Raw genomic sequence first — 21676 nt, 5'->3', positions numbered from 1 at the left:
AAGCTGCAGGGCAATGAGGGCGGCTATTTCATCGGTCCGAACCTGTTCGACAATGTGAAGCCGTCGATGAAATCCTATCAGGAAGAAATCTTCGGGCCGGTGCTGCAGGTGATGAGAGTGGAAACACTGGAAGAGGCCGCCGCACTGCCCTCAAACCATCAGTATGGGAATGGCTGCGCCATCTTCACCTCCAATGGGCGCGCCGCGCGGGAGTTTGCGGCGCAGGTGAATGTCGGCATGGTGGGCGTCAACGTGCCGATCCCGGTGCCGGTGGCGTATCACACCTTTGGCGGCTGGAAGCGCTCTGCCTTCGGCGACACCAACCAGCATGGCCCCGAGGGCGTCCGCTTCTACACCAAGATCAAGACCGTGACCCAGCGCTGGCCGGAAGGCGATATCGGCGACCAGGCGTTTGTTATCCCGACGATGGGATAGGTCGTCATGCTGCCTGCAGAGAAGAAGCACCTGGGCCTGGACGGCCCCCGTGTTCCCGGAACGAACAGGAACTGGTTCGCTCTCCTCCGCGCGTTCCGGGGCTGACCTGGGGGCGCCCGGGAGCCTTCATGGGTATCGGCGGGCGCCCCCTTTTTTTTTGGAAAGTGACATGCTTCCGGACGAACACCAGGCACTGATCACCGCAATGGCCTCAACGTTCGCCAGCGAAAAACTGCGGCCGCACGCCGCCCGCTGGGACCGGGAAGGCAACCTCGATCGCAGCGTGCTGAGGGAAATGGCGACCCTCGGCCTCGGCGGGATTTATACCAGCGAGCAGCAGGGCGGGTCAGGGCTTTCGAGGCAGGACGCTGCGCTGATCTTTGAACACCTGTCGCAGGGTTGCATCAGCCACGCCGCCTTCCTGTCGATCCATAATATGGCGGCCTGGATGATGGATGCGTTCGGGGATGATACGCTCCGGAAGAAATTCGTCCCGGAACTGACGGCTGGAAACATGTTCGCCTCCTACTGCCTGACCGAGCCGGATGCGGGCTCAGATGCCGCCTCCCTGCGGACATCGGCAAGGCGGGAGAGCGGCGGCTATGTCCTGGATGGCTCCAAGGCCTTTATTTCCGGCGCTGGCTTCTCGGATCTCTACCTCGTCATGGCGCGCACAGGGGAAAGCGGCGCACGCGCGATCTCGGCCTTCGTCGTGGAAGCCGGGACGCCGGGCCTGTCCTTTGGCCTGCCCGAGCGGAAAATGGGATGGCGTGCCCAGCCTACTGCAACCGTCAGTTTTGACAATTGCCGTATCCCTGAGGGCAACCGCATCGGCGCAGAAGGGGCGGGCTTCACCTTTGCCATGTCCGGGCTCGATGGGGGGCGGCTGAACATCGCCGCCTGCGCTTTGGGGGGCGCGCAGGCGGCCTTTGACAAGGCGCTGACATATGCCGGCGAGCGAAAGCAGTTCGGCCAGCGCATCCTGGATTTCCAGGCAACCCGGTTCAAGATCGCGGATATGGAAACCGAACTGCAGGCCGCCCGGGCGTTGCTCTATACCGCAGCGCAGAGGCTGGATGCGGGCAGCGCTGATGCGACCCGCTACTGCGCCATGGCAAAACGCTTCGTCACCGACACGGCTTTCAAGGTCGCCAATGACGCGCTCCAGTTGCATGGCGGGTACGGCTATCTGGAGGACTATGACGTCGAAAGGATTGTCCGGGACCTGCGGGTTCATCAGATCCTTGAAGGTACCAATGAAATCATGCGCGTCATCATCGCCCGCGAAATCATGAAGGCTGCAGGGTGATCCCATAGCCCGCAGACTGACACCTGAGAAAAATCCCGTACACAGACAAAAAGAGCTTGGATCCGCCAGATGAAAAGAATTGGGTTTATCGGCCTTGGCAACATGGGCGCTGGCATGTGCGCCAGCCTTGTAAAGGCGGGGCATGCCGTCGCCGCGTTCGACCTCAATGCGGAGGCGGTCTCTGCGGCCAGCGGCAAGGGCGCCCGCGCGGCGACGACCATTGCCGAAGCGGTGCGCGATGCAGAGGTCGTGGTCTCCATGCTTCCGGCGGGCAAGCAGGTGCTGGAGGTTTATTTCGGCGCAGGCGGTGTTGCCGCAAATGCGCCCAGGGGCTCCTTGCTGGTTGATTGCTCCACGATTGCCGTCACCGATGCAAGGCAGGCGCATGCCCGGGCAGAAGCGGCAGGGTTGCTGATGGTCGATGCACCCGTCTCCGGCGGCGTCGCGGCGGCGGAAGCCGGCACGCTCACTTTCATGGCGGGGGGTACGGAGGCGGCGTTCGGCAAAGCAGAACCGATCCTCAGGGGCATGGGCAAGAACATCTTCCACGCAGGCGGGGCGGGGAACGGACAGGCCGCCAAGATTGCTAACAACATGCTGCTCGGCATCTCCATGATCGGCACATGCGAGGCGTTCTACCTCGCAGAAAAGCTCGGGCTCGACGCAGAGACTTTCTTCAGGATCTCGTCGGTGTCGTCGGGCCAGTGCTGGTCGATGACGAGCTATTGCCCGGCGCCGGGTCCCGTGCCCGCCTCACCGGCGAACCGGGATTACAAGCCGGGCTTTGCTGTGGCGATGATGCTCAAGGACCTCCACCTGGCCGCCGGAGCTGCCACGGCAGCGGGCGCCGGGATCCGCCTCGGCGAGATGGCAGGGCGCATCTACCAGGACCTCTCCGATCGTGGCTTCGGCGGGCTCGACTTCTCCGGGGTCATGAAAGACCTGAAGGGCGCGCTGTAATGATCCCGGAACGGATACTTATCGCCGGTGCCGGCCAGGCCGCTGCGCAGGCTGTGCAGTCTTTGCGCCAGGGCGGTTATACGGGCGCGCTCACGATTGTCGGTGAAGAAACCGCGCTGCCCTATCAGCGCCCGCCCCTCTCCAAGGCCTACATGAAGGGCGAGATGGATGAGGAGCGGCTCTATTTCAAACCCGCCGCCTGGTATCAGGACAACAATATTGAGGTGATCCTCGGCGCGCATGCGACCCGGATCGACCGTGCCGCCCGCCAGTTGCATATCGAACATGGCGGCGTGCTGGACTATGACGCCCTGATCCTCGCCACCGGGTCCCGCCCGCGAAAGCTGCCCTGCCAGGGCGCAGATCTCGCAAATGTCCACGACCTTCGGACGCTGTCCGATGTGGAGCGCATCCGCCCGCAGATGGTGGAAGGCCGCCGCATGGTCATCATCGGCGCAGGCTATATCGGCCTTGAGGCAGCCGCTGTGGCCCGCACGATGGGCCTGGACGTCACCGTTCTGGAAATGGCGCCGCGCGTGCTTGCGCGCGTCACCAGCCCGGTGATGAGTGACTTCTACGCCCATGAGCACACCGCCAGGGGCGTGAAGATCCTCACGAACACGACGCTGTCTCATCTGGAGGGCAAGGATGGCCATGTCAGCGCCGCCGTCCTGGCCGATGGCACGCGGCTGCCAGCCGACATCGTCCTGGCCGGGATCGGTATCCTGCCGAATGAGGAGCTGGCGAAAGAGGCCGGCATTGCCTGCGCCAACGGCATCCTTACGGATCGGGACGGACGCACCTCAGACCCGAATGTCTTTGCCGCCGGCGACTGCGCCAGCCGCCCGCTGGTTCACTATGGCCGAATGGGCCGCCTTGAAAGCGTCCACAACGCCATCGAACAGGGCAAGCTGGTGGCGGCGGCCATCCTTGGCCTGCCCCGGCCAGCCGAAGACTGCCCCTGGTTCTGGTCGGACCAGTACGACCTCAAACTGCAGATCGCAGGCCTCAGCACCGATTATGATCAGATTGTCCTGCGCGGCGACCCGAAGGCCCGGAAGTTTGCCGCCTTCTATCTACGCAATGGCACGCTCATTGCGGTCGATGCGGTCAACAGCCCGCCGGAGTTCCTGGCATCCAAGAAACTCATCATGACAGGCGCAAAAATTGCTCCTGAAATGCTCAGCGACACCACCCTCCCAATGAAAGACATTGCTGCAAGCTCAGCCGGCACAGGATCCGGTGAGGCTCCCCATTAAGCCCCCGGAAGGGGCGGGGCAGGGATGCCTGTTTCATGGCGCCCTGAATGGCTCATAGACGGCCTCCTCATAGGCCCGGAAGCGTTCGGCCCCTTCTGTCTCGGTCCAGCCCTCTGCGAGTGCCTGCGCGACGCCAGACGCCTCGTGCGCCAGGAGCGCGTCCCGAATTGCCGCGCAGGGGACACCGTCCGTATGGCGGCAGATGACCGGTCCAGGGGGCAAGGGCTCGGACCGCCAGAGGAGCCGTAAGGCGGCCGCGCGAGCGGGCTCAGTTTCCTGGAGCTTGCGCCAGGGATTTTCAGCCAGGGCAGCTATGTCGGCCCGGCCCGATAGCAGGTCTTCAAGCGCGCGGTCATGGGTCCCGGCATGGAGCCGCGCCGCGAACTGATCCGGCGTCACGCCAAGCGTGCGCAGGAGGGCGGCCTGGACAAGAGCGCCCGACGTCGAGCCGGGCAGCACTTCGCTGTAGCGCAGGGTCTCCATATGGGCGGGCAGGCCGGACAGTGCGGTGACGCTTGTCCCGGACCCCGCAAGGAGCACGCCTCGATAGCGATCCAGCACCGTTGGAGGCGTGTCGAGGACCGCGACCGCGTCAATCCCGGCGCAATCACGCATCGTCACGTAAGCGCCCAGGTTGGTCATCGCCACGTCAACCTGACCGGCGCAGGCCGCTTCTGACAGGGCGTCCGGGGTGTCAAAGAGCACGATACGCGCCGGGCGGCCTGCGGCCTCTGCCACAAGCCCAGCAAGCGGCGTGAGCGCGACGCTGCGGTCGAATGCCGGATAGCTGTAGGAGGCGACGACAAGTGGCGTCTCCGGGGCGGGCCCAGCGACCAGGGCGCAAAGGAGGGAGATGATCATGGCATTATTTACCGCGGGTCATCCGGCTCCACAATCCGGAGCCCTGCTCCTAAAAAAAACAAGAGGCCAAGGGAGTCGATCGGCGCGCATCGGCGTGAGGCTTAGCCCATGGCGCTGCCTCGGTGTATCCTGCGGCCTTTGAGACGGACCATCAGTCCACAGGCAAGCCGCTGCTGAACAATGCTTGCTGACACCCTCAATTGACCGGCGGCCTGCGCCGCTCCCGATCAATAACTTGTCGCATGTACGCTTCGACTTCGGCCTCGATCCAGACGCTCCGCCTACCGATATGGACAGGTGCTGGGAACGGATGAACTGGGTCCTTGATCAGTGCGTACAGGAGCGACCGGCTGATGGCGAGCCGGTCCTTGACGTCCCGAAGGCACAGGAACCGTGCAGGCCTGTCTTCAATTGGCGGTGCTTCCCGGAGGGTTCGCAGGGAGTGCTTCGGCATGGTCTTCGTCCTTGTCCTGGTGAGGCTGGTGATCCAGCCAGCACAGGGCCCCATATTGGTCCCTGCACACGGGCGCGCCTAGTTGGAGCGCATGCAAGCGCGTGCAACGGCGTGGAACCGGGTGCAATGGTTCGCTTCCTCTCTGCAGCAAGGCAGGCGGGTCCTCAGGCGGCATTGGAAGCGTAATGCCTGGGCCCATTCCTGCAGGCATGCTGCGGGATCCTGATCGAGGATGGACAGCCAACGCGTAAACCGCCTCCAGCATGCGCTGCGTGTACATACAAAATGCGCCTGCGGGCAGGGGCCCATCGCGCGCAGTCAGGGGGGGCTGGCAGGGCGGTCGTCAGGGCAGCCGAAGGATGGCTGCTTTCGCGGTGGGGACAAGGTGATCAATCGGCCCCGCGCCGCCAGCCGTCACTGACGTGGCGAGGCCCGATCCCTTTCCCCCAAGGCGCCCTCAGCCCGGGATTCCTTGCGCCGGGAACCCTCCCTCCCAGGCCGCGCGCCATTCCAACATGCCACAGGTGCAGGGGAGCTGGCACGAAGTGGCGCCTCGACCCGGTGCGAAGGGCACCGAAAAATCGTTGTGCAGGCAAGGCGTTACCGAAGGTGTGGCGCCACTTCTTTTATCTTGCCCTCTTAATCGCATTCATTGTCTTCGTCTTGGCCATTTCTTCTTCTCCTGTTACTTTTACTTCAGAACGGGGCTTGAGGCGACCCTTCTTTGAACCGCCTTTTGAACGTCGGTGTACGGTTTTTCGGCTTTCAGGATATGACGCGCCGTGCACTCTTCCGGGCTCATCGACGGCTTGGTGGGGACCGTCTGAGCGGTCATCGATCCGTCGCGGCACATTACGGCATCGGACTCGCGGGGCATCGTCACAGGCACTCGAGCGTGGTCCAGGCTTGCGCCGGCCACAGGCAAGATATCGTGCTTCCCGCTTTCCTTGGTCTGCATCACTCCATCCGCCGAAGCGGACCTCCATTGTTCAATCAGGTGTCCTCAACTGGGTTCCCTTTTCGCATATATTCACGTCACGCATGGGCTCCCAGGAGCTTGCGGTCCTTCGCCTGCGGGGAACGCCGGGGCGTCGCGGCATCGGCCAGCGGCTGATCGGCATATTCCGATCCATCTCGCCACATGGCATGCATGACGACGGCCAGCTTACGGGCGACGGCGACCACCCCTTTCCGGTGGCAGCGTTTGGCAATCTTCTCGCCCCAGGTCTTGAGCGTCGTCTTGCCCTTGTACCGGGTCAGCATCGAACTGGCGGCTTCATAGAGGGCGCGGCGCACATCCGGGTCACCCGCCTTGCTGATCCGCCCTTTTACGTCGATCGACGTGCCCGACTGCCATCGTTTGGACGTCAGGCCAAAGTAGGCGGCGACATTTCGGGACCGGCGGAACCGCGCCGGATCATCGATCGCGGTCACAAATGTCAGCGCCGTGATCGGACCGACGCCGGGGATGCGCATGTAGCGGCGACAGAGTTCATGCCGGGCCACGATCCGGACGACCAGCCCGTGCAGCTTCAGATATTCCCGCCAGAGCGCCGCACGCGCCGACAGCATGCACTCCATCAGTTCGGCCGTCAGCTGATCATTCGCGCAGGCGTCGCGAACAGCCGCCTCGAACCGGGCGCGGCCGACTTTTGACAGCCTGATCCCAAACGCCTTTAGCGAGTGGCGGATCGTGTTCTCGAGATCGAGGAACTTTTGCTTCAGGTTGCGGCGCTGGATCAGCAGCAGGCGCAGCCGATAGGCCTGATCGGTCTTGATATGGGCCTGGCGGAACCAGCCGGTCCGCATCAGATGCGCGATGCCCAGCGCGTCGGCGGCATCGGTCTTGTTGCGCTGCGCTGACATCGACGCGCGCACATGCCGGGTCTCAAGGCACACCACCGGCAGACCGATCGCTTTCAGGGCCGGATGAAGCCAGGGGGACAGCGCTCCGGCCTCATGCCCAACCCGTCTCAGCTTGTTGGCAAACGGCTGTAGCGCTTTCGCAATCTCTGGCGGATCCGTTGCAACACGACACGTCATCAGCGCAGTGCCGTCCGCGTCCACGACGCAGACCGACGTCTCATCGACCGAAAGCTGGCACCTATGGCGGTCAGATGTCGGGTGAGGGAACCCTTCGCAAGACAGGGGCGGGCGCATTGCTGCTCACCGGTGCAAACTCCTATTCCGGCGGCACCGCCGTTGAGGAGGGCACACTTATCGGCGCGGCCGGCGCCCTCCAGGGCGACATCAGCAATGCCGGCATGGTTGAATTCCTTCAGATGCAGGACGGCATTTTTGCCGGTGCTATTACCGGCGGCGGCGCTGTCCGCAAGACGGGTGCCGGCGTTCTCCTGATGACGGGTCAGAACAGCTACACAGGCGCCACGGAAGTGGTTGAGGGCACGCTGATGGGCGCTGCCGGATCAATCCAGGGTGATGTTCTGAACAATGCCAGCGTGGTGTTCACGCAGGCCGAAGATGGCACCTATTCCGGCAGCATGTCGGGCGAAGGCGCGCTCATCAAGATTGGCGATGGCCGTCTTGAGCTGGCGGGCGCAAATACGTTCGCAGGCAATATCTCTGTTCTGGAGGGCGTTCTGGCTGCCGACCATGACACCAATATGGGCGCAGGGTCGCTGACCATCGGCAATGCCGTCTTCCAGGCTGCCGGGGATATCGAGACAAACCGTGAGCTGATCATCGGCCACGCCGCCTCGCGGATGGACGTTCAGTCGAACGATATCGTCTGGAATGGCGTCATCACCGGCGACGGCGCTCTGAACCTTCTGGGGCGGGGGCGTCTGCTGCTGACGGCCGAGAACTCCTATGCGGGGGGCACCTATATCCAACAGGGCGTGCTCGCAGGCGCGGCCGGTTCTATCCAGGGCGATGTCTGGAATGATGGCACCATCGAGTTCCTCCAGGAGGAAGACGGTGCCTATGCCGGAACCATCGTTGGGGATGGAGAGCTGCGCAAGCTCGGCAATGGTCTTCTCAGGCTCACGGGCCAGAGCGGCATTGCCGGCAACACCTTCCTTGACGAAGGCAGCCTCAGCGTCGACGGGCTTCTGGGAACCCAACTTCTGATGGTTGCCAACAGCGCGTCCCTGTTCGGCAATGGCGCCATTGACGGGTCTGTCATGGTTCTGTCGGGCGGTATGCTGAAGCCGGGTAATTCTCCGGGTACGCTCTATATCAGCGGCGATGTCATGCTGTCTCAAGGGTCGGTCCTGGAGGCCGAGATCGACGGGCGCGTGTGGAGCGCTGAAGGCGGCGCGGGCTCATATGACCGCATCGTCCTGACCGGTGAAGGCGCAACCTTCACAGCTGGCGGATCGATCAATCCGCTGCTGAGGGGCATTACGGGTGACGCAAACAACACGTTCACCCCGGTCATCGGTGATATCTTCACCATCGTGGTGGCCGACAATGTCTCGGGTACCTTCGACACCCTGGTCCAGCCGCAGAGTGGTCTTGCGCCAAACACACGGTTCAAGGTGCTCTACAATGCCGAGACGATCCAGCTGGCGCTGGTCGCGCGCAGCCTTGCCACACTCGCCGAGGAAAATGCACTGCGCTCGAACGCGGTTACCTTCGGGGCGGCGCTTGACCGGGCATCTGCCTTTGGCGAGCAAGCCAGCGGCCAGCTTCTCTCGCTCTTCACCGAGTTTGACGGGATGAGCCAGGCTCAGGTGGCAGGTGCGCTTGCGTCCCTGTCCGGCGATATGCATGCGCATATCCTAGAGAGCACCGAATCGATCCTGCGCAGTTCTGACGAGATCGTCATGACGGCAGCGTTCGGCGGCCGGACGGTCGGCGGTGTTGACCGCGAGCTGAAGGATGGGACCCGCGTCTGGGCCCGTGCGGAAGCAGGCGGTGCCAGCTATGATCCGGATGCGGCAGGTTTCGGCTTTGATGAGGATGTCTATGGCCTGACCATGGGCGCCACCTTCCTCAACACGCCGGACATGCGGGCCGGTATTGCCGGCAGCTACAAGACCGTCGAGCTCTACAATGACACGGCCAACGGCGCGACCAATCACATGCTGTCGGCCTATGCTTATGGCAGCCGCACAGTCTCGGCGCGTCTGACGTTGTCGGGTCTCCTGGGTTACACTCAGGCGTCCCCCAAAGTCAGCCGCACCACGCTGCTGACCAGCGGCGCAGCCTTCACCAAATCCGACAAGCAGGTTTCGGCAACGCATGCGCAGCTGGAAGCCCGCTACCGGTTGGTGAATGCTGGGGAAACCAGCATCTACGCCATCGGCGGTCTGCGGACGGCATTCATGAATGTCGGCGCCTATCGCGAGACCGGCAATATCGATCATGCCGAGCTGACCCTTGAGGCAGAATCCCGCCACACTGCCCAGACGAATCTGGGCGCAGAGGTGGCCCGCTCCCTTGCGGGTACGGACTTCGCCCTCTTTGCCAACTGGTCGCGTGACATCGGAGATGATCCGACGGTCGAGCGGACGGCCTGGCTGGGTGATGCCGTCTGGCAGGTTCAGTCGACCGAGCGTGACCTCAACACCTACACCTATGGCTTCAACGCCCGCCGCGATCTCAGCGACCGCGTTGGCCTGGAGCTGTCATACAAGGGCCGGTACAACAGCCCGAACTATGATGCGCAGCAGCTGCTGCTCGGTGTCAACATCGCCTGGTAAGGTCAGGTCTACCCCTTGAAAGAGGCCGGTCACGTTCGCGTGGCCGGCCTTTTTTTGATCTGCTGACCGATCTGCGCCGCCTCAGTCAAAACCGGCGCGCAGATCGCGCAGCGGATAGTCGGCCATGGGGTCGTAGCGGGAAGGGCCGCCGCTGCGGCGGGGAATGCTGGCATAAAGATGGAACAGGCTGGCGCGGAAGGGCGCGCTGCGATGGGCCTGATGGGCCTCTGTCCAGTCCCTCACCGTGTCGAGCGGTGTGCCGTGCAGGTAAGCCAGCGTGATGTGCGGCGTGAAGGGGTGCTTTTCCAGCGGGATGCCGAGACGGCGCGCGGCGCGTTCGCACTGGCTGGCCAGCGCGCGCAACTCGTCGCTCTCCCCAATCCGGGCCCAGACGGCACTTGGTTCCCGCCGGCCAAACCAGCCCATGCCTTCCACGCGCAGGTCAAAGGCATCGGCCTCGATCTCGCCGAGAAGCTCGTCCAGATCGCGGGCCTGCGTGTCGGAAAGCTCGCCATAGAAACACAGCGTCACATGGAAATTCTCTTCCGGCCGCCAGCTGGCGCCGGGCAGATCCTTCTGCAGCTTGCGCAGGGGCGCCGAAATCTCCGGCGGAACGGGAAGGGCAGCGAACAGGCGGTACATTCCGCCTGTTCACCACACTGCTCCGGTCATGAAAACCCACCCCGGTGGCGGAGTGGGCCTTTCATTCAGATTTTCAACCGGAAAGAGCCTCCAGGCGGCCAAAATGCTCCGCCAGGAGATAATAGAAGGTCACGCGCGATTTCTGGCCCCCTTCGGCCTTCATCGTTTCGCAGACAGACTGGATGGCGGCATCGAGTTCCTGCTGCTTATGCGCCAGGCCCAGCTTGCCGCGACACCATTTCTCGCGCACGCGGTCAAGTTCGCCCGAATCCGAGCAGGCCACGATCGAGCTGTCCTTGTTGCGCAGCGCGATCCCCAGATGGCCTACAATCTTTTCGGCGGCGGCCTGATTGTAACCGTTACTGTATTTCTTGATGTTCTCAGCATAAGCAGAAGCATCAGCCATGAGTTTCCCCTTCTCATTTGATGGAACGCCTCCTGATGGAGGTTCTCCACACGGAGAGGTTTAACCCTCGCCCGTGCCGAGTCAATGATACTTAAAAGGCGGGCACGGCTACATTTGGACAGAATCAGGCTGGATTGAGGCATTAAAGTAAAAATCAAAACTTAAACACTCTATATTTTGAAATATCGAGTATGAGTACAATAAATACTTATGCTTTCCTGCCGATGGATCCCCGTGCAAAAGAGTTGGTGTACCTGCGCAATCGCTTAACTAAACGCTTGATCCCGGTTTTTGTTGCGGACCGGATGCGAAATGCCCATATTCAGCAATGAACGGCACCCTCGGGTTGCCGGGTTCACAAGAAAGGACTTGAAAATCATGAACGAATTCAACCGGGGCTTCGGCGCGGTCGATGTTCGCTCGATGGACACTTCGGTCAATGTGGGTCTGCGGACCTTCATGCTGGGTGTATATCAGAAGCTTGCGCTCGGCATCGCGCTCTCTGGCGGCGTTGCCTTCCTCGTCGGTTCGGGCCTCGTCCCCGGCCTGACGCAGCTGCTTCTCGGCACGCCGCTCTTCTACCTCTTCCAGTTCGGTCCTCTGGCGCTGATCCTGGGCTCAGCCTTCCTGATGCGGAACCCGTCCCCGCTGGCAACCGGTATTCTTTACTGGACCATCGTGGTGATGCTCGGCGTCTGTCTGTCGATCTGGGTCGCCATGGCGGCCGCGCAGACCGGCGTGACCACACGGGGCGGCGCTACGCTCAACGTGACCTTCATGACGATGACCAAGGCCTTCCTGCTGACGGCCTCTGCCTTCGGCGCGCTGAGCCTCTTTGGCTACACCACCAAGACAAACCTCCGCCCGATCGGCATCATCGCCGTCTTCGCGCTGTGGGGCGTGGTGGGCATCTCGCTGCTCAGCTTCCTGTTCCCGCCCTCGGGCATGTTTGAAGTCATCGTCCAGGTTGCCGTGCTCGGCATCTCGGGTGTGCTGGTGGCTTTCCAGACGCAGGAACTGAAAGAAGGCTACTTCGCCAATGAGGGGGACACCCGCTCCCTCGCCGTGATGACGAACTGGGGCGCCCTCAACTTCTTCATCATGTTCTACAACATGTTCACCATCCTGATGTCGCTGCTCTCGCGCGACTGACCGGGAAGGGGAAACCCTCAAATAAAACGCCCCGCGAGCCCGTCTCGCGGGGCGTTTCACATTTTGGCCGCATTGCAACACGCGCGGTCCTCGGCTAGGGGTCCGGCAGCTTGTTTCCACGACCATTTTCCTCAGGAGAAACACATGGCCCGCAATAAGATTGCGCTGATCGGCTCCGGCATGATTGGCGGTACACTTGCCCATATCGCAGCGCGCGAAGAACTGGGCGACGTGATCCTGTTCGACATCGCCGAAGGCCTGCCGCAGGGCAAAGGTCTCGACATTGCCGAGTCCACCCCGGTCTACGGCGCTTCGGTCAATCTGAAGGGCGTCAACGACTATGCCGGCATCGCTGGCGCAGATGTCTGCATCGTCACCGCCGGCGTGCCGCGCAAGCCGGGCATGAGCCGTGACGATCTCCTCGGCATCAACCTGAAAGTCATGAAAGCCGTCGGCGAAGGCATCAAGGTTCACGCCCCGAACGCCTTCGTTATCTGCATCACCAACCCGCTCGACGCGATGGTCTGGGCGCTGCAGAAATTCTCCGGCCTGCCGACCTCCAAAGTCGTCGGCATGGCGGGCGTGCTCGACAGTTCGCGCTTTGCCTACTTCCTCTCCGAGAAGACCGGCGTGTCGGTGGCCGACATCCACGCCTGGACGCTGGGCGGACACGGCGACGACATGGTGCCGATGGTGCGCCACTCCACCGTGGGCGGCCTGCCGCTGACCGAACTGGTCAAGCAGGGCTGGATGAGCCAGGGCGATCTGGATGCCATCGTCGAGCGTACCCGCAAGGGCGGCGGCGAGATCGTCAACCTGCTCAAGACCGGCTCGGCCTATTACGCCCCGGCCGAATCGGCCATCGCCATGGCGAAATCCTACCTCGCTGACCAGAAGCGCGTCCTGCCGGTCGCGGCCTACCTCTCGGGCGAATACGGCCTCAAGGACATGTATGTCGGCGTGCCCACGCTGATCGGTGCAGACGGCGCCGAGAAGATCGTCGAGTTCGACTTCAACGCCGACGAAAAAGCCATGTTCGAAAAGTCCGTCGCTTCGGTGAACGGCCTGATCGAAGCCTGCAAAGGCATTGATCCGTCGCTGGCCTAAGCGCCCGATGATCATAGTCGAAGGCTATGTGCGATTTGCGGATGCGGGGGATTTTCCCCGCATCCGTGACGCGGCCTTCGCCCAGATGAGCGCCAGCCGGGCCGAGCCTGGCTGCCTCGACTATACCTACGCCCTTGATGTCGCCGATCCCTGCCTGATGCGGGTGCTGGAGCGCTGGGAAAGCTGGCAGGCGCTGGAAACTCATTTTGCGCAGCCGCACATGGCGCCCTGGCGCGCGGCGCTGGCGGGGGTCAATGTTGTGGAGCGCAATCTCCACGCCCATGAAGTGGCGCTGTCCCGGAAAGTCTGAAGCGATGCCGGGCGGACCTCTCCTCGAAACGCCGCGTCTCATCCTGCGCCCTCCGCAGGCGGAGGACTTTGAGGGGTTCTGCGCGCTCGCGGCGGATCCGGAAGCTGCGCGTTTCATCGGCGGGGTGCAGCCTCCGGAAACGGTCTGGCGGGCGCTCTGCACGATTGCCGGCGCCTGGACGATCAGCGGCTGCTCAATGTTTTCCGTCATCGAGAAGGAAACCGGCCAATGGATCGGCAGGCTTGGGCCGTGGCACCCGCATGGCTGGCCCGGCACTGAGGTCGGTTGGGGGCTGCTGAAATCTGCGTGGGGCAGGGGCTATGCCAGTGAAGGCGCGTCTGCCGCCATGGATTATGCCGTCGATATCCTCGGCTGGCAGGAAATCATCCACTGTATCGAAGCGGAAAATGTGCCCTCGATCCGCGTTGCCCAGCGGCTCGGCTCCCGCAAGTTGCGCGCTGTGCCCGCGCCGGCGCCGTTCAAGGACATCGTCTGGGACATCTACGGCCAGTCCGCAGACGACTGGCGCGCCCGCCGCAGGGGCTGAGCCGCGCAAAGCAAAGGGCGCAGAGGTCTCCCTCCGCGCCCTGTCACGTGTGAGCTGTTGCCGTGCGCTTAACCGATCACGCGCAGGCAATCATCATCCGTGTCACGATCAAGATCGTATTTCAGGATGTCGCCGGTGCGGCGATGCAGGTCAATTTCCAGCTCGCGCCCATCGGCGGTGCAGCCTTCGATTTCCCATTCGCCATCATCCAGTTCGATCTCCAGCACATGCACCATGCCTTTCTGGCGGGCGATGTCGATCGCCTGCTCGCGGCTGATCGTGTCGGTGCCGGCAGACTGTGCAAAGGCAAAAGGAACCGGGGCGGCGATTGCGGCGGCAATCAGGGCGGCAGAAATGCGCTTCATGGGGAACTCCTTGTTTTCTCTCGTCGTTCTAACGTGTGAATTGGATCGGGGTTCCGGGCGGATGTGTGCAGGGGAGGAAACCCATCCGCCCGGCCCTTCGCTGAAGGGAGGCTGTCCCTCAGCAATCGTCATCCTCATCAATCTCCAGGTCGAGGACCGCGCCGGTGCGGCCATGGATGTCGATCTCTATCTCGCGGCCATTCCGGGTGCAGCCTTCCAGCTCCCATTTGCCGTCATCCCGCTCGATCTCCTTCACGCGGGTCATGCCCTCGGCGCGCGCAATGCGCACGGCCTCTTCGCGGGAGATCGTGACGCCGCCCGTGCCGCCGCCGCCGCGCAGGCCGTATTCATCGTCGGCGAGCGCGATCGGGGCAGGGGCAGCCAGAGCCAGCAGGGCCAAGGATGTCATCAGTGCTTTCATAATCATCGTCCTTCAGGTTTCGGAGTGTTCTTGCGGGGAAGTTGAGCGTGGTTCTGCCCCGCAGGCCCTGAGCCCGTCCTGACACGCGCTGTCAGGTCGCTGTCAGTTTCGGTTGGGGGCTTGCAGGCCGGGCGATGGCCTGCAACTCAGGAGGCCAGATGGATACAGATCGCCAGTTCAGCTCCGACCCGGAAACAAGGATTGCCGACGCGATCGAGGCCGCCCTTGAAGCGCTGCGCCTGGCCAGCCGGGAGCATGCCGGAACAGAACTCCAGCCAGAGCGCTGGCGCTGGGTGGCGCTCGGTCTCGTCAGCGCGCTGCAGGCGGCGCTGGTTGCTGCCCTTTCCGGCTACGCTTCGGCCCGGCATGAGGATGTCGCCAACCCCTCCCAGTCAGACCGGGTGGCGCCGATTGCCCTGCTGCTGCGCCGGGCACGGTCGTCGGAACATCTCAACGCGCCTGAGCGGCTGGATCTCACCGGCGCGCAGGTGCGCGGGCTTGAGGAGCTCGTCGCCATGCGCAATGCCGCCGTCCATGGGCTCGGCTTTCGGGTGCCGGAAAATCCCGCCACCCTCGCCCGGACGGCGGTAGACGTCATTCGGCATCTGCTTTTGACCCATCCGGCGTTCGATATGTCCGGATTTGTCCTCTTCCTGTCCCTGATTGACCGGGAGTTGACCGCGCTGGACACGGCCCTGGCGGTGAAAGTCCCCGGAAAGCCGCATGATTAACGCCAAAGTGACGCCTCATGGCGCATGTCTGATGTCATGCGATTTTTCCGGCCGCTTGTCCTGTCCTGCCTCGCGCTCGCGCTGACTGCTGCGGGGCCCGATACCTATACGCGGCAGGATCTGGAAACGCTGGAAAAGGAAAAACGCGCGGCAGAGCAGAAGCTCGAGCAACTTCAGTCCACGGGTGAAAGCACTGTCCGCGATCTCAAATCACTGGACCAGGATCTCCTCGCCGCTGCCGCTGAAGCGCTCCGGCGGGAGGAGCAAGCCGTCTCGGCAGAAAAGGCCCTGATTGACCTGGCTGTCAAACGGGAGAGGGCTTCTGCTCAACTCCTTGAAAATGAAGGCGCTTATGAGGATCTGATTGCCGCGCTCGCCGCTGCCAATCGTCGCCGTCCGCCTGCGCTGGTGGTCTCGCCCGGCCAGTCGGGCACTGCTATCCGCCGCGCTGTGCTGATGCAGGCAACGCTGCCCGAGCTCAATGCCCGTGCCCAGCGTATTTCCGGTGAGATCACTGCGCTCAACCGGCTGGAGGACCAGATCCGCACGGAACAGGCGCGCCTGGACGCTGCCGAGGCTACTATCGCCTTGAAAAAAGAAGAAATCGAACGCCTCGCCGCTGCCAAGCGCAATCAATATGAAGGCCTCGCCGGAGACGTTTCCGCTCTCAAGGCCCGCGCCGAGAAGCTCGGCCGCGAAGCCGATACGCTGCGGGACCTGCTGGCGGCGCTGGAATCCAGCGCGCCCGGCGCCCCCGGCATCAAGCCGAAACAGCGCCCGCAACTGGCCGCGCTGAAGCCCGCGCCGAAGTCCACCGCGCCCAGCACGAAGACCGCGCCGATCAAAACTTCGTCAAAACCGCTTGGAAAAGCGGCCCTCGGCGGCCTGCTGCAGCCGGTCGCAGGCGACGTGCGCAACCGTTTCGGAGACAAGCTTTCTGGTGGCAGCACTGCAGAATGGGTGAGTTTCGAGACCCGCGCGGAAGCTCAGGTTGTCGCGCCGGTGGCCGGCACCGTCGAATATGCCCGGCCCTTCCGCAGCTATGGGTCGATGCTGATTCTGCGCACAAGCGACGGGTATCATGTTATCCTGACAGGGATGAGCCGGATTTACGTATCCGAAGGCCAGTCTGTTACTGCCGGTGAGCCGGTAGGGTTGATGCCTGATCGCACCGACCCGCCGCCTGAACTCACTCTGGAATTAAGGCTTGGCGACAGGGTGCTTAATCCTGCAGAGTGGATGATGCGTGGCGGCTGATCCGCCGTGTGAGGATTATGATGGAGTGGAATATGCGTTCATTGCTGACCGGAACGGCCCTGGGTGGAGTTCTGGGAGCGCTGGCGGTGGGTTTTGCGGCAATGGCCTGGCCCCAGGGGCAGGACGTCAAGCCGCCTGAAGACCCGCGCGTTGCCACGTATCAGCAGATTGAGCTGTTCGCAGAAATCTTTGCGCGCGCGCAGCGGGATTATGTCGTCCCGATCGATGAGCGCGAAGCGATGGAGTCCGCCATCAACGGCATGCTGACCTCGCTTGACCCGCATTCCAGCTATATGAACCCGGAAGATTTCCGCTCGCTTCAGGTCCAGACCTCCGGCGAGTATGGCGGCCTCGGCATCGAAGTGACGATGGAAGACGGCTTCGTGAAGGTCATTTCCCCGATTGACGACACCCCCGCCCAGCGTGCCGGCATCCAGCCGGGCGATTACATCACTGCCATCAATGGCAAGCCGATCATCGGCCAGACGCTGAACGACGCCGTCAAGGAGATGCGCGGTGAGAAGGGCACCGAGATCGAGATCACCATCCTGCGCGAAGGCGTTGACCCGTTCCCCGTGAAGCTGGTGCGCGATGTGGTGCAGCAGAAATCCGTCACCTGGAAGAAAGAGCCGGGCGACATTGCCTATATCCGTGTCTCCACTTTCAATGAGCGCACCGGAACCCTGCTTGAAGACGCCGTACAGGCGATCAGCCGCGACATTGGCGCCAAGCCTGCCGGTATCGTGCTGGATCTGCGCAATAATGGCGGAGGCCTGCTCGACGAAGCGGTGAAGGTGTCTGACTTCTTCCTCTCCGGGGGCGAGGTTGTCTCGACCCAGGGGCGCCGCCCGATAGACGTTGAGCGCCGCAACGCCACCAAGGCGGAAGTGTTCAAGGGCGTGCCTCTGGTCGTGCTGATCAATGGCGGCTCTGCTTCGGCATCCGAGATTGTTGCCGGCGCGTTGCAGGATCGTGGCCGGGCCCTGGTTATCGGTACCACCAGCTTCGGCAAGGGATCGGTCCAGTCGGTGATCCCGTTGGGGGCAGAGCGCGGCGCCATCCGCCTCACCACGGCGCGGTATTACACGCCGTCGGGCCGCTCCATCCAGGCGCTGGGGATCGAGCCGGACATCATGATCACCCAGGTCCGCCTGACCGAGGAAGAACTCGCCCGGATCCAGCGCTTCTCCGAAGCCGATCTGCCGCACGCCCTCGCCAACGAGTCTGGGGCAGAGCGGTCCAAGCTGCGGATGCCGGACGAGCAGCCGCCCGAAGGCTATGAAGGCGAAGACTTCCAGCTTCAGCGGGCCTTGCAGCTGGTGAAGGACGGGCGGGCGTCCGTCTCGCGTCTCGCCATGCAGGCTGATGAGCCCGGTTAACGATTTCCACTGCTTAAAGGCTCGATTGATTGAGGCCCGGTAAGCATCTGTTTGCCTCCTGTTAACCCTGCGCGGCGATTCTGAAAGCTGCTTTCCCGCAGCCGTCAGATTTTCACGAGGTCGATACATGGGTTACCGGCAATCAGAGCCGTCGCCGCTGAAGTCCGGCCTCATGCATGCTGGCATGAGCCTGGGTGTCTTTGGTGGTCTCGCCGTGGCACTGGGCGCGGGTCTCCACATTACGGCTGATCCGGCCGCAGCCGGTCCCCGCCAGACGATTTCGCTGTTCGGAACCACTTCCGGAGACGCGGATGAGAAAGGCCCAGCCTTCGCAGCCATCCGCGCGGCGGATTATGATGAAGATTATATGCCGGCTGACTATCCAGCCTCCGGGGGCATGGACCTTGCCTATACCGAGCTGGATGGCGAGGGCATGCGCATCGACATCACCGGCGGGCAGGGCGGGCCGATCATGGCGCCGGCGGCCGGCATCCGGATCAATGGCCGTCTCGTCCAGCCTGGCCAGTCGTTTGGCGAAGTGGCGGCCGGGGCTCCGTCAGGCGCAGCGCCTGCGGGCGTGCCCCTGAAACTCAACACCGCCGAAACCGCCCCCAAACCCGCCAGCAAGGCACCGGCAGACATCTACGCCCGGCCATTCTCGAACCCGGAGGGGCGCCCCGTTGTGTCTCTTGTGATCGGCGGCCTTGGCATCAACTCCACCCAGACCAAGCTCGCGATTGACGCGCTGCCCGCCGATGTCACCCTGTCGTTTGCGCCGGATGCCAGCCGTCTGGATTACTGGATCAAGATGGCCCGCGCGGACGGGCATGAAGTGCTGATCGAAGTGCCGATGGAGGCCTATGAGTATGGCCGGATGCGGATGCACCCCGACACGCTGACCGCCGGGGCTGACAAGAAGGCAAACCTTGCCAAGCTCAACCAGGTGCTCAGCCGCGCCAGCGGCTATTTCGGCGTCATCAATTATCAGGGTGCCAAGTTTGGTGCCGATACCGGGTCCATCGAGCCCATCTTCGATGTGCTGGCCGAACGCGGCCTGGCCTTCATTGACGATGGCAGCGTTCACAAAGCTTTCTTCGGCCAGGTTGCCGATACAAAGGGCCTGCGCTTTGCCCGCGCTGCCGGTCCGGTCGACACCCGCCAGTCCCCTCAGGATATCGCCGCCGAGTTCATGGAACTTGAGACCCTCGCCCGTCAGCATGGCGGCGCGATCGGAGCTGGCTTTGCCTTCCCGGTAACGATTGAAGCTGCCTCGCTCTGGATCGACACGCTGGACGAGAAAGGCCTGGTGCTGGCGCCGGTGTCCGCCCTCGTGCCGCGCTCGGCAGAGCCTGTGGCCCAGCCTTTGGCTGAGCGCCGCGAGCTTCGCACTGGCAGCGTGGGCAAGGCTGGTCTAAAAACCGGCGGGTGACCCAGACCCGACTCGATCCCCAACTCTATCGCGCCAATGTCGGCCTCGCCATGTTTTCGAAGGCAGGGCATGTGTTCATTGGCCGCCGTATCAATGGCCGCGGCCCCTTCCAGTGGCAGATGCCGCAGGGCGGCGTTGACCCCGGTGAAGATCCCCTGACCGGCGCCCTGCGCGAACTGGAAGAGGAAATCGGCGTGCCCGCCAAGCTTGTCGATGTGCTCGAAGAGACCGCCGACTGGCTCTATTATGATTTCCCGCCGGACCTGAAGAAACGGATGCCGGGGCCATATCTCGGCCAGCGGCAGAAATGGTTCGCCTTCCGCTTCAAGGGGTCTGACAGCGATGTACGCCTGGATCGCCATACGCCCGAATTTGATGCCTGGCGCTGGGCCAGGCTGGAGGAGACGCCGGACCTGATTGTACCCTTCAAGCGGCCCGTCTATCAGGAAGTGGCGACCCGCTTCCAGCAATGGGCAGAGCCGGTGTTGCCGGGCAGGGTGCCGCAGGGCTGACAGGATAAGGGGGTAGGGGACATGGGCGATCTTCTGATGATCCACGGGGTAGGCTGCGATGGCTCGGCCTGGGACCGGATGAAGCCCTTGTTTGAGGCGCGCGGCTGGACCTGCCACACGCCGACCCTTTTCCCGGACCGGCGCGTGCGGGAAAATCCGCCCGCCAATCTCTCGGATCTCGGCTTGCAGGATTATATCCAGGCGATGCGGGCCGAAGCGGCGCGCATCGCTGCCGCCACGGGGCAAAAACCTGCCGTGATCGGACATTCCATGGGCGGCCTGATCGCGCAGGCGCTGGCCGAAAGCGGGGATGTATCCAGGGCTGTTTTTCTGACGCCTGCCCAGCCCAAGGGCTGCGCCGTGATCGGCCCTTCTGTTGCCTGGACCTTCTTCAACGTGATCCTGTCGCAGGATCGCAAGAAAGCGCACAAGGTCTGGAAAACCGGCTTCCGTTATGGCGTGCTCAACTGCGTCCCCAAGGCGCGCCATGACGAGATCTATGCCGGCGCGCTCTACGATTCCGGCCGGGTCTATGGCGACATCACCGACGGGATCGAGATAGACGAGAAAAAGATCACCCTCCCCACCCTGACGATTGCTGCCGGCAAAGACCGCGCCACCCTCGCCAAGGCTGTGCGCAAGGTCGCGGCCAAATACGCCGCCAGCCCCGTGCCTGGTGATTTCATCGAATATCCCGGTCATGCCCACTGGATCGTGGACGAGCCGGGCACGGAAAAGGTCGTCGCGGATATCGCCGACTGGCTGGCGCGTTGATTTCCGCTCAATAGAAAAACGCCCCGCCGGAAGGGCAGGGCGTTTCGAGAAAATTCTTCAGCCGTCTGAAAAATCAGCCGTTCTGGTTGCACATCGCCAGGAAGCGGTTGCGCAGGTCAGCGTCGGATTTGAACACGCCGGTAAACTGCGTGGTGATCGTGGTGACGTGCTTGTGGTGAACGCCGCGGGTGGACATGCACTGATGCTCGGCCTCGATGAACACGGCCGTGCCCATCGGGGCGAGGCTTTCGGTGATCGCGTCGCAGATCTGCGCGGTCATCGTTTCCTGCGTCTGCAGGCGCTTGGCGAAAATTTCCACCACGCGCGCCAGCTTGGAAATGCCGACCACGGCGCTTGACGGCTTGTAGGCCACGAAAGCCTTGCCGATGAAGGGCGCGATATGATGCTCGCAATGGCTCTCCACCTCGATGTTGCGCAGCATGACGATGTCGTCATAGCCCTGCACATCTTCGAAGGTCCGGCTGAGATATTTCACCGGGTCTTCGCCATAGCCTTCAAACCACTCCTTGTAGGCATTCACGACGCGCTTGGGCGTGTCGATCAGGCCCTCGCGGCGCGGATCGTCGCCCGCCCACGCAATGAGCGTGCGGACGGCTTCTTCGGCCTCTTGCTGAGTGGGGCGCCGAACGGGGTCCGCGCGCGGAATATCTTTTTTGGGGGTTACGGCGTCCATAGCCA

The 21676-nt window shown here is 63.0% G+C and carries 24 protein-coding genes; 15 read left to right on the top strand and 9 right to left on the bottom strand.

Features of this window, described 5'->3' with window-relative positions:
* The 4 genes from HPO_RS05325 to HPO_RS05310 all read left to right on the top strand — a co-directional run.
* A partial coding sequence (locus HPO_RS05325; RefSeq protein WP_035595336.1) for an aldehyde dehydrogenase family protein occupies positions 1–435 on the top strand: 435 nt, incomplete at its 5' end.
* 169 nt (positions 436–604) lie between these two features.
* Entirely contained in the window at positions 605–1744 is a 1140-nt protein-coding gene (locus HPO_RS05320) for an acyl-CoA dehydrogenase family protein (protein WP_035595334.1), read from the top strand.
* A gap of 69 nt (positions 1745–1813) precedes the next feature.
* A complete protein-coding gene (gene mmsB / locus HPO_RS05315; RefSeq protein ID WP_035595332.1) occupies positions 1814–2704 on the top strand; it encodes a 3-hydroxyisobutyrate dehydrogenase in 891 nt (296 codons plus the stop codon).
* A complete protein-coding gene (locus HPO_RS05310) occupies positions 2704–3963 on the top strand; it encodes an NAD(P)/FAD-dependent oxidoreductase (RefSeq protein ID WP_035595330.1) in 1260 nt (419 codons plus the stop codon). The genes mmsB and HPO_RS05310 overlap by 1 nt, the downstream gene beginning before the upstream one ends.
* 33 nt (positions 3964–3996) lie before the next feature.
* Here the strand turns inward: HPO_RS05310 and HPO_RS05305 are convergent, their stop codons facing one another.
* From HPO_RS05305 to HPO_RS05290, 4 genes are all read right to left on the bottom strand, one after another.
* A complete protein-coding gene (locus HPO_RS05305) occupies positions 3997–4824 on the bottom strand; it encodes a phosphate/phosphite/phosphonate ABC transporter substrate-binding protein (protein WP_035595327.1) in 828 nt (275 codons plus the stop codon).
* Between the two features lie 196 nt (positions 4825–5020).
* Complete coding sequence (locus HPO_RS21195) at positions 5021–5278, bottom strand: helix-turn-helix transcriptional regulator (RefSeq protein ID WP_162174011.1); 258 nt, start codon at positions 5276–5278, stop codon at positions 5021–5023.
* Between the two features lie 691 nt (positions 5279–5969).
* Complete coding sequence (locus HPO_RS05295; protein WP_035595323.1) at positions 5970–6236, bottom strand: hypothetical protein; 267 nt, start codon at positions 6234–6236, stop codon at positions 5970–5972.
* A gap of 77 nt (positions 6237–6313) precedes the next feature.
* Positions 6314–7438: an IS110 family RNA-guided transposase gene (locus HPO_RS05290; RefSeq protein WP_051612315.1), complete on the bottom strand. Its 1125-nt coding sequence runs from the start codon at positions 7436–7438 to the stop codon at positions 6314–6316.
* On the opposite strand from HPO_RS05290, the gene HPO_RS05285 reads away from it, so the two are divergent.
* A complete protein-coding gene (locus HPO_RS05285) occupies positions 7396–9945 on the top strand; it encodes an autotransporter outer membrane beta-barrel domain-containing protein (RefSeq protein WP_084324170.1) in 2550 nt (849 codons plus the stop codon). The genes HPO_RS05290 and HPO_RS05285 overlap by 43 nt on opposite strands.
* 81 nt (positions 9946–10026) lie before the next feature.
* On the opposite strand, the gene thpR is transcribed toward HPO_RS05285, so the two are convergent.
* Positions 10027–10587, bottom strand: a complete 561-nt coding sequence (gene thpR / locus HPO_RS05280) for an RNA 2',3'-cyclic phosphodiesterase (protein WP_035595319.1) — start codon at positions 10585–10587, stop codon at positions 10027–10029.
* 73 nt (positions 10588–10660) lie between these two features.
* Positions 10661–10993 (bottom strand): DUF2853 family protein, encoded by a 333-nt coding sequence (locus HPO_RS05275; RefSeq protein ID WP_035595317.1) that lies wholly within the window; start codon positions 10991–10993, stop codon positions 10661–10663.
* Positions 10994–11371: 378 nt separating this feature from the next.
* On the opposite strand from HPO_RS05275, the gene HPO_RS05270 reads away from it, so the two are divergent.
* The 4 genes from HPO_RS05270 (at position 11372) to HPO_RS05255 (ending at position 14109) form a co-directional block, all read left to right on the top strand.
* Positions 11372–12145, top strand: coding sequence for a Bax inhibitor-1/YccA family protein (locus HPO_RS05270; RefSeq protein ID WP_035595316.1), 774 nt, complete (start codon positions 11372–11374; stop codon positions 12143–12145).
* Between the two features lie 144 nt (positions 12146–12289).
* Positions 12290–13252, top strand: a complete 963-nt coding sequence (mdh, locus tag HPO_RS05265) for a malate dehydrogenase (RefSeq protein ID WP_035595315.1) — start codon at positions 12290–12292, stop codon at positions 13250–13252.
* Between the two features lie 7 nt (positions 13253–13259).
* Positions 13260–13562 (top strand): putative quinol monooxygenase, encoded by a 303-nt coding sequence (locus HPO_RS05260; protein ID WP_035595314.1) that lies wholly within the window; start codon positions 13260–13262, stop codon positions 13560–13562.
* A 4-nt stretch (positions 13563–13566) separates the two neighbouring features.
* Positions 13567–14109 carry a GNAT family N-acetyltransferase gene (locus HPO_RS05255; RefSeq protein ID WP_035595312.1) on the top strand — a complete coding sequence of 181 codons (543 nt, stop codon included), beginning with the start codon at positions 13567–13569 and terminating at the stop codon, positions 14107–14109.
* Positions 14110–14177: 68 nt separating this feature from the next.
* On the opposite strand, the gene HPO_RS20705 is transcribed toward HPO_RS05255, so the two are convergent.
* Positions 14178–14474: a PepSY domain-containing protein gene (locus tag HPO_RS20705; RefSeq protein ID WP_035595310.1), complete on the bottom strand. Its 297-nt coding sequence runs from the start codon at positions 14472–14474 to the stop codon at positions 14178–14180.
* Positions 14475–14592: 118 nt separating this feature from the next.
* Positions 14593–14883, bottom strand: coding sequence for a PepSY domain-containing protein (locus tag HPO_RS19610; RefSeq protein ID WP_206742129.1), 291 nt, complete (start codon positions 14881–14883; stop codon positions 14593–14595).
* Between the two features lie 170 nt (positions 14884–15053).
* On the opposite strand from HPO_RS19610, the gene HPO_RS05240 reads away from it, so the two are divergent.
* The 6 genes from HPO_RS05240 (at position 15054) to HPO_RS05215 (ending at position 20977) form a co-directional block, all read left to right on the top strand.
* Positions 15054–15626, top strand: a complete 573-nt coding sequence (locus HPO_RS05240; protein ID WP_035595308.1) for a hypothetical protein — start codon at positions 15054–15056, stop codon at positions 15624–15626.
* Positions 15627–15662: 36 nt separating this feature from the next.
* Positions 15663–16883, top strand: a complete 1221-nt coding sequence (locus HPO_RS05235) for a murein hydrolase activator EnvC family protein (protein ID WP_162174009.1) — start codon at positions 15663–15665, stop codon at positions 16881–16883.
* A gap of 32 nt (positions 16884–16915) precedes the next feature.
* Positions 16916–18262, top strand: a complete 1347-nt coding sequence (locus tag HPO_RS05230; protein WP_035595508.1) for a S41 family peptidase — start codon at positions 16916–16918, stop codon at positions 18260–18262.
* Between the two features lie 184 nt (positions 18263–18446).
* Positions 18447–19691, top strand: coding sequence for a divergent polysaccharide deacetylase family protein (locus tag HPO_RS19605; protein ID WP_162174008.1), 1245 nt, complete (start codon positions 18447–18449; stop codon positions 19689–19691).
* Complete coding sequence (locus HPO_RS05220; protein WP_035595306.1) at positions 19688–20203, top strand: RNA pyrophosphohydrolase; 516 nt, start codon at positions 19688–19690, stop codon at positions 20201–20203. The genes HPO_RS19605 and HPO_RS05220 overlap by 4 nt, the downstream gene beginning before the upstream one ends.
* Positions 20204–20224: 21 nt before the next feature.
* Positions 20225–20977, top strand: coding sequence for an alpha/beta hydrolase (locus HPO_RS05215; protein WP_035595304.1), 753 nt, complete (start codon positions 20225–20227; stop codon positions 20975–20977).
* Between the two features lie 73 nt (positions 20978–21050).
* On the opposite strand, the gene folE is transcribed toward HPO_RS05215, so the two are convergent.
* Positions 21051–21671, bottom strand: a complete 621-nt coding sequence (folE, locus tag HPO_RS05210; RefSeq protein ID WP_035595302.1) for a GTP cyclohydrolase I FolE — start codon at positions 21669–21671, stop codon at positions 21051–21053.
* Between the last annotated feature and the right edge of the window lie 5 nt (positions 21672–21676).

Source organism: Hyphomonas polymorpha PS728 (assembly GCF_000685315.1).
Classification (GTDB): domain Bacteria; phylum Pseudomonadota; class Alphaproteobacteria; order Caulobacterales; family Hyphomonadaceae; genus Hyphomonas; species Hyphomonas polymorpha.
The sequence above is the reverse complement of the archived record's forward strand: the minus strand, read 5'-3'. Positions and strand labels throughout refer to the sequence as shown.

Bases quoted from the DNA above. Each gene is read 5' to 3' on its own strand.
- HPO_RS05320 (WP_035595334.1), top strand. From the start codon at position 605: ATGCTTCCGGACGAACACCAGGCACTGATCACCGCAATGGCCTCAACG.
- mmsB (WP_035595332.1), top strand. From the start codon at position 1,814: ATGAAAAGAATTGGGTTTATCGGCCTTGGCAACATGGGCGCTGGCATG.
- HPO_RS05310 (WP_035595330.1), top strand. From the start codon at position 2,704: ATGATCCCGGAACGGATACTTATCGCCGGTGCCGGCCAGGCCGCTGCG.
- HPO_RS05305 (WP_035595327.1), bottom strand. From the start codon at position 4,824: ATGATCATCTCCCTCCTTTGCGCCCTGGTCGCTGGGCCCGCCCCGGAG.
- HPO_RS21195 (WP_162174011.1), bottom strand. From the start codon at position 5,278: ATGCCGAAGCACTCCCTGCGAACCCTCCGGGAAGCACCGCCAATTGAA.
- HPO_RS05295 (WP_035595323.1), bottom strand. From the start codon at position 6,236: ATGCAGACCAAGGAAAGCGGGAAGCACGATATCTTGCCTGTGGCCGGC.
- HPO_RS05285 (WP_084324170.1), top strand. From the start codon at position 7,396: ATGTCGGGTGAGGGAACCCTTCGCAAGACAGGGGCGGGCGCATTGCTG.
- HPO_RS05290 (WP_051612315.1), bottom strand. From the start codon at position 7,438: ATGCGCCCGCCCCTGTCTTGCGAAGGGTTCCCTCACCCGACATCTGAC.
- thpR (WP_035595319.1), bottom strand. From the start codon at position 10,587: ATGTACCGCCTGTTCGCTGCCCTTCCCGTTCCGCCGGAGATTTCGGCG.
- HPO_RS05275 (WP_035595317.1), bottom strand. From the start codon at position 10,993: ATGGCTGATGCTTCTGCTTATGCTGAGAACATCAAGAAATACAGTAAC.
- HPO_RS05270 (WP_035595316.1), top strand. From the start codon at position 11,372: ATGAACGAATTCAACCGGGGCTTCGGCGCGGTCGATGTTCGCTCGATG.
- mdh (WP_035595315.1), top strand. From the start codon at position 12,290: ATGGCCCGCAATAAGATTGCGCTGATCGGCTCCGGCATGATTGGCGGT.
- HPO_RS05260 (WP_035595314.1), top strand. From the start codon at position 13,260: ATGATCATAGTCGAAGGCTATGTGCGATTTGCGGATGCGGGGGATTTT.
- HPO_RS05255 (WP_035595312.1), top strand. From the start codon at position 13,567: ATGCCGGGCGGACCTCTCCTCGAAACGCCGCGTCTCATCCTGCGCCCT.
- HPO_RS20705 (WP_035595310.1), bottom strand. From the start codon at position 14,474: ATGAAGCGCATTTCTGCCGCCCTGATTGCCGCCGCAATCGCCGCCCCG.
- HPO_RS19610 (WP_206742129.1), bottom strand. From the start codon at position 14,883: ATGACATCCTTGGCCCTGCTGGCTCTGGCTGCCCCTGCCCCGATCGCG.
- HPO_RS05240 (WP_035595308.1), top strand. From the start codon at position 15,054: ATGGATACAGATCGCCAGTTCAGCTCCGACCCGGAAACAAGGATTGCC.
- HPO_RS05235 (WP_162174009.1), top strand. From the start codon at position 15,663: ATGCGATTTTTCCGGCCGCTTGTCCTGTCCTGCCTCGCGCTCGCGCTG.
- HPO_RS05230 (WP_035595508.1), top strand. From the start codon at position 16,916: ATGCGTTCATTGCTGACCGGAACGGCCCTGGGTGGAGTTCTGGGAGCG.
- HPO_RS19605 (WP_162174008.1), top strand. From the start codon at position 18,447: ATGAGCCTGGGTGTCTTTGGTGGTCTCGCCGTGGCACTGGGCGCGGGT.
- HPO_RS05215 (WP_035595304.1), top strand. From the start codon at position 20,225: ATGGGCGATCTTCTGATGATCCACGGGGTAGGCTGCGATGGCTCGGCC.
- folE (WP_035595302.1), bottom strand. From the start codon at position 21,671: ATGGACGCCGTAACCCCCAAAAAAGATATTCCGCGCGCGGACCCCGTT.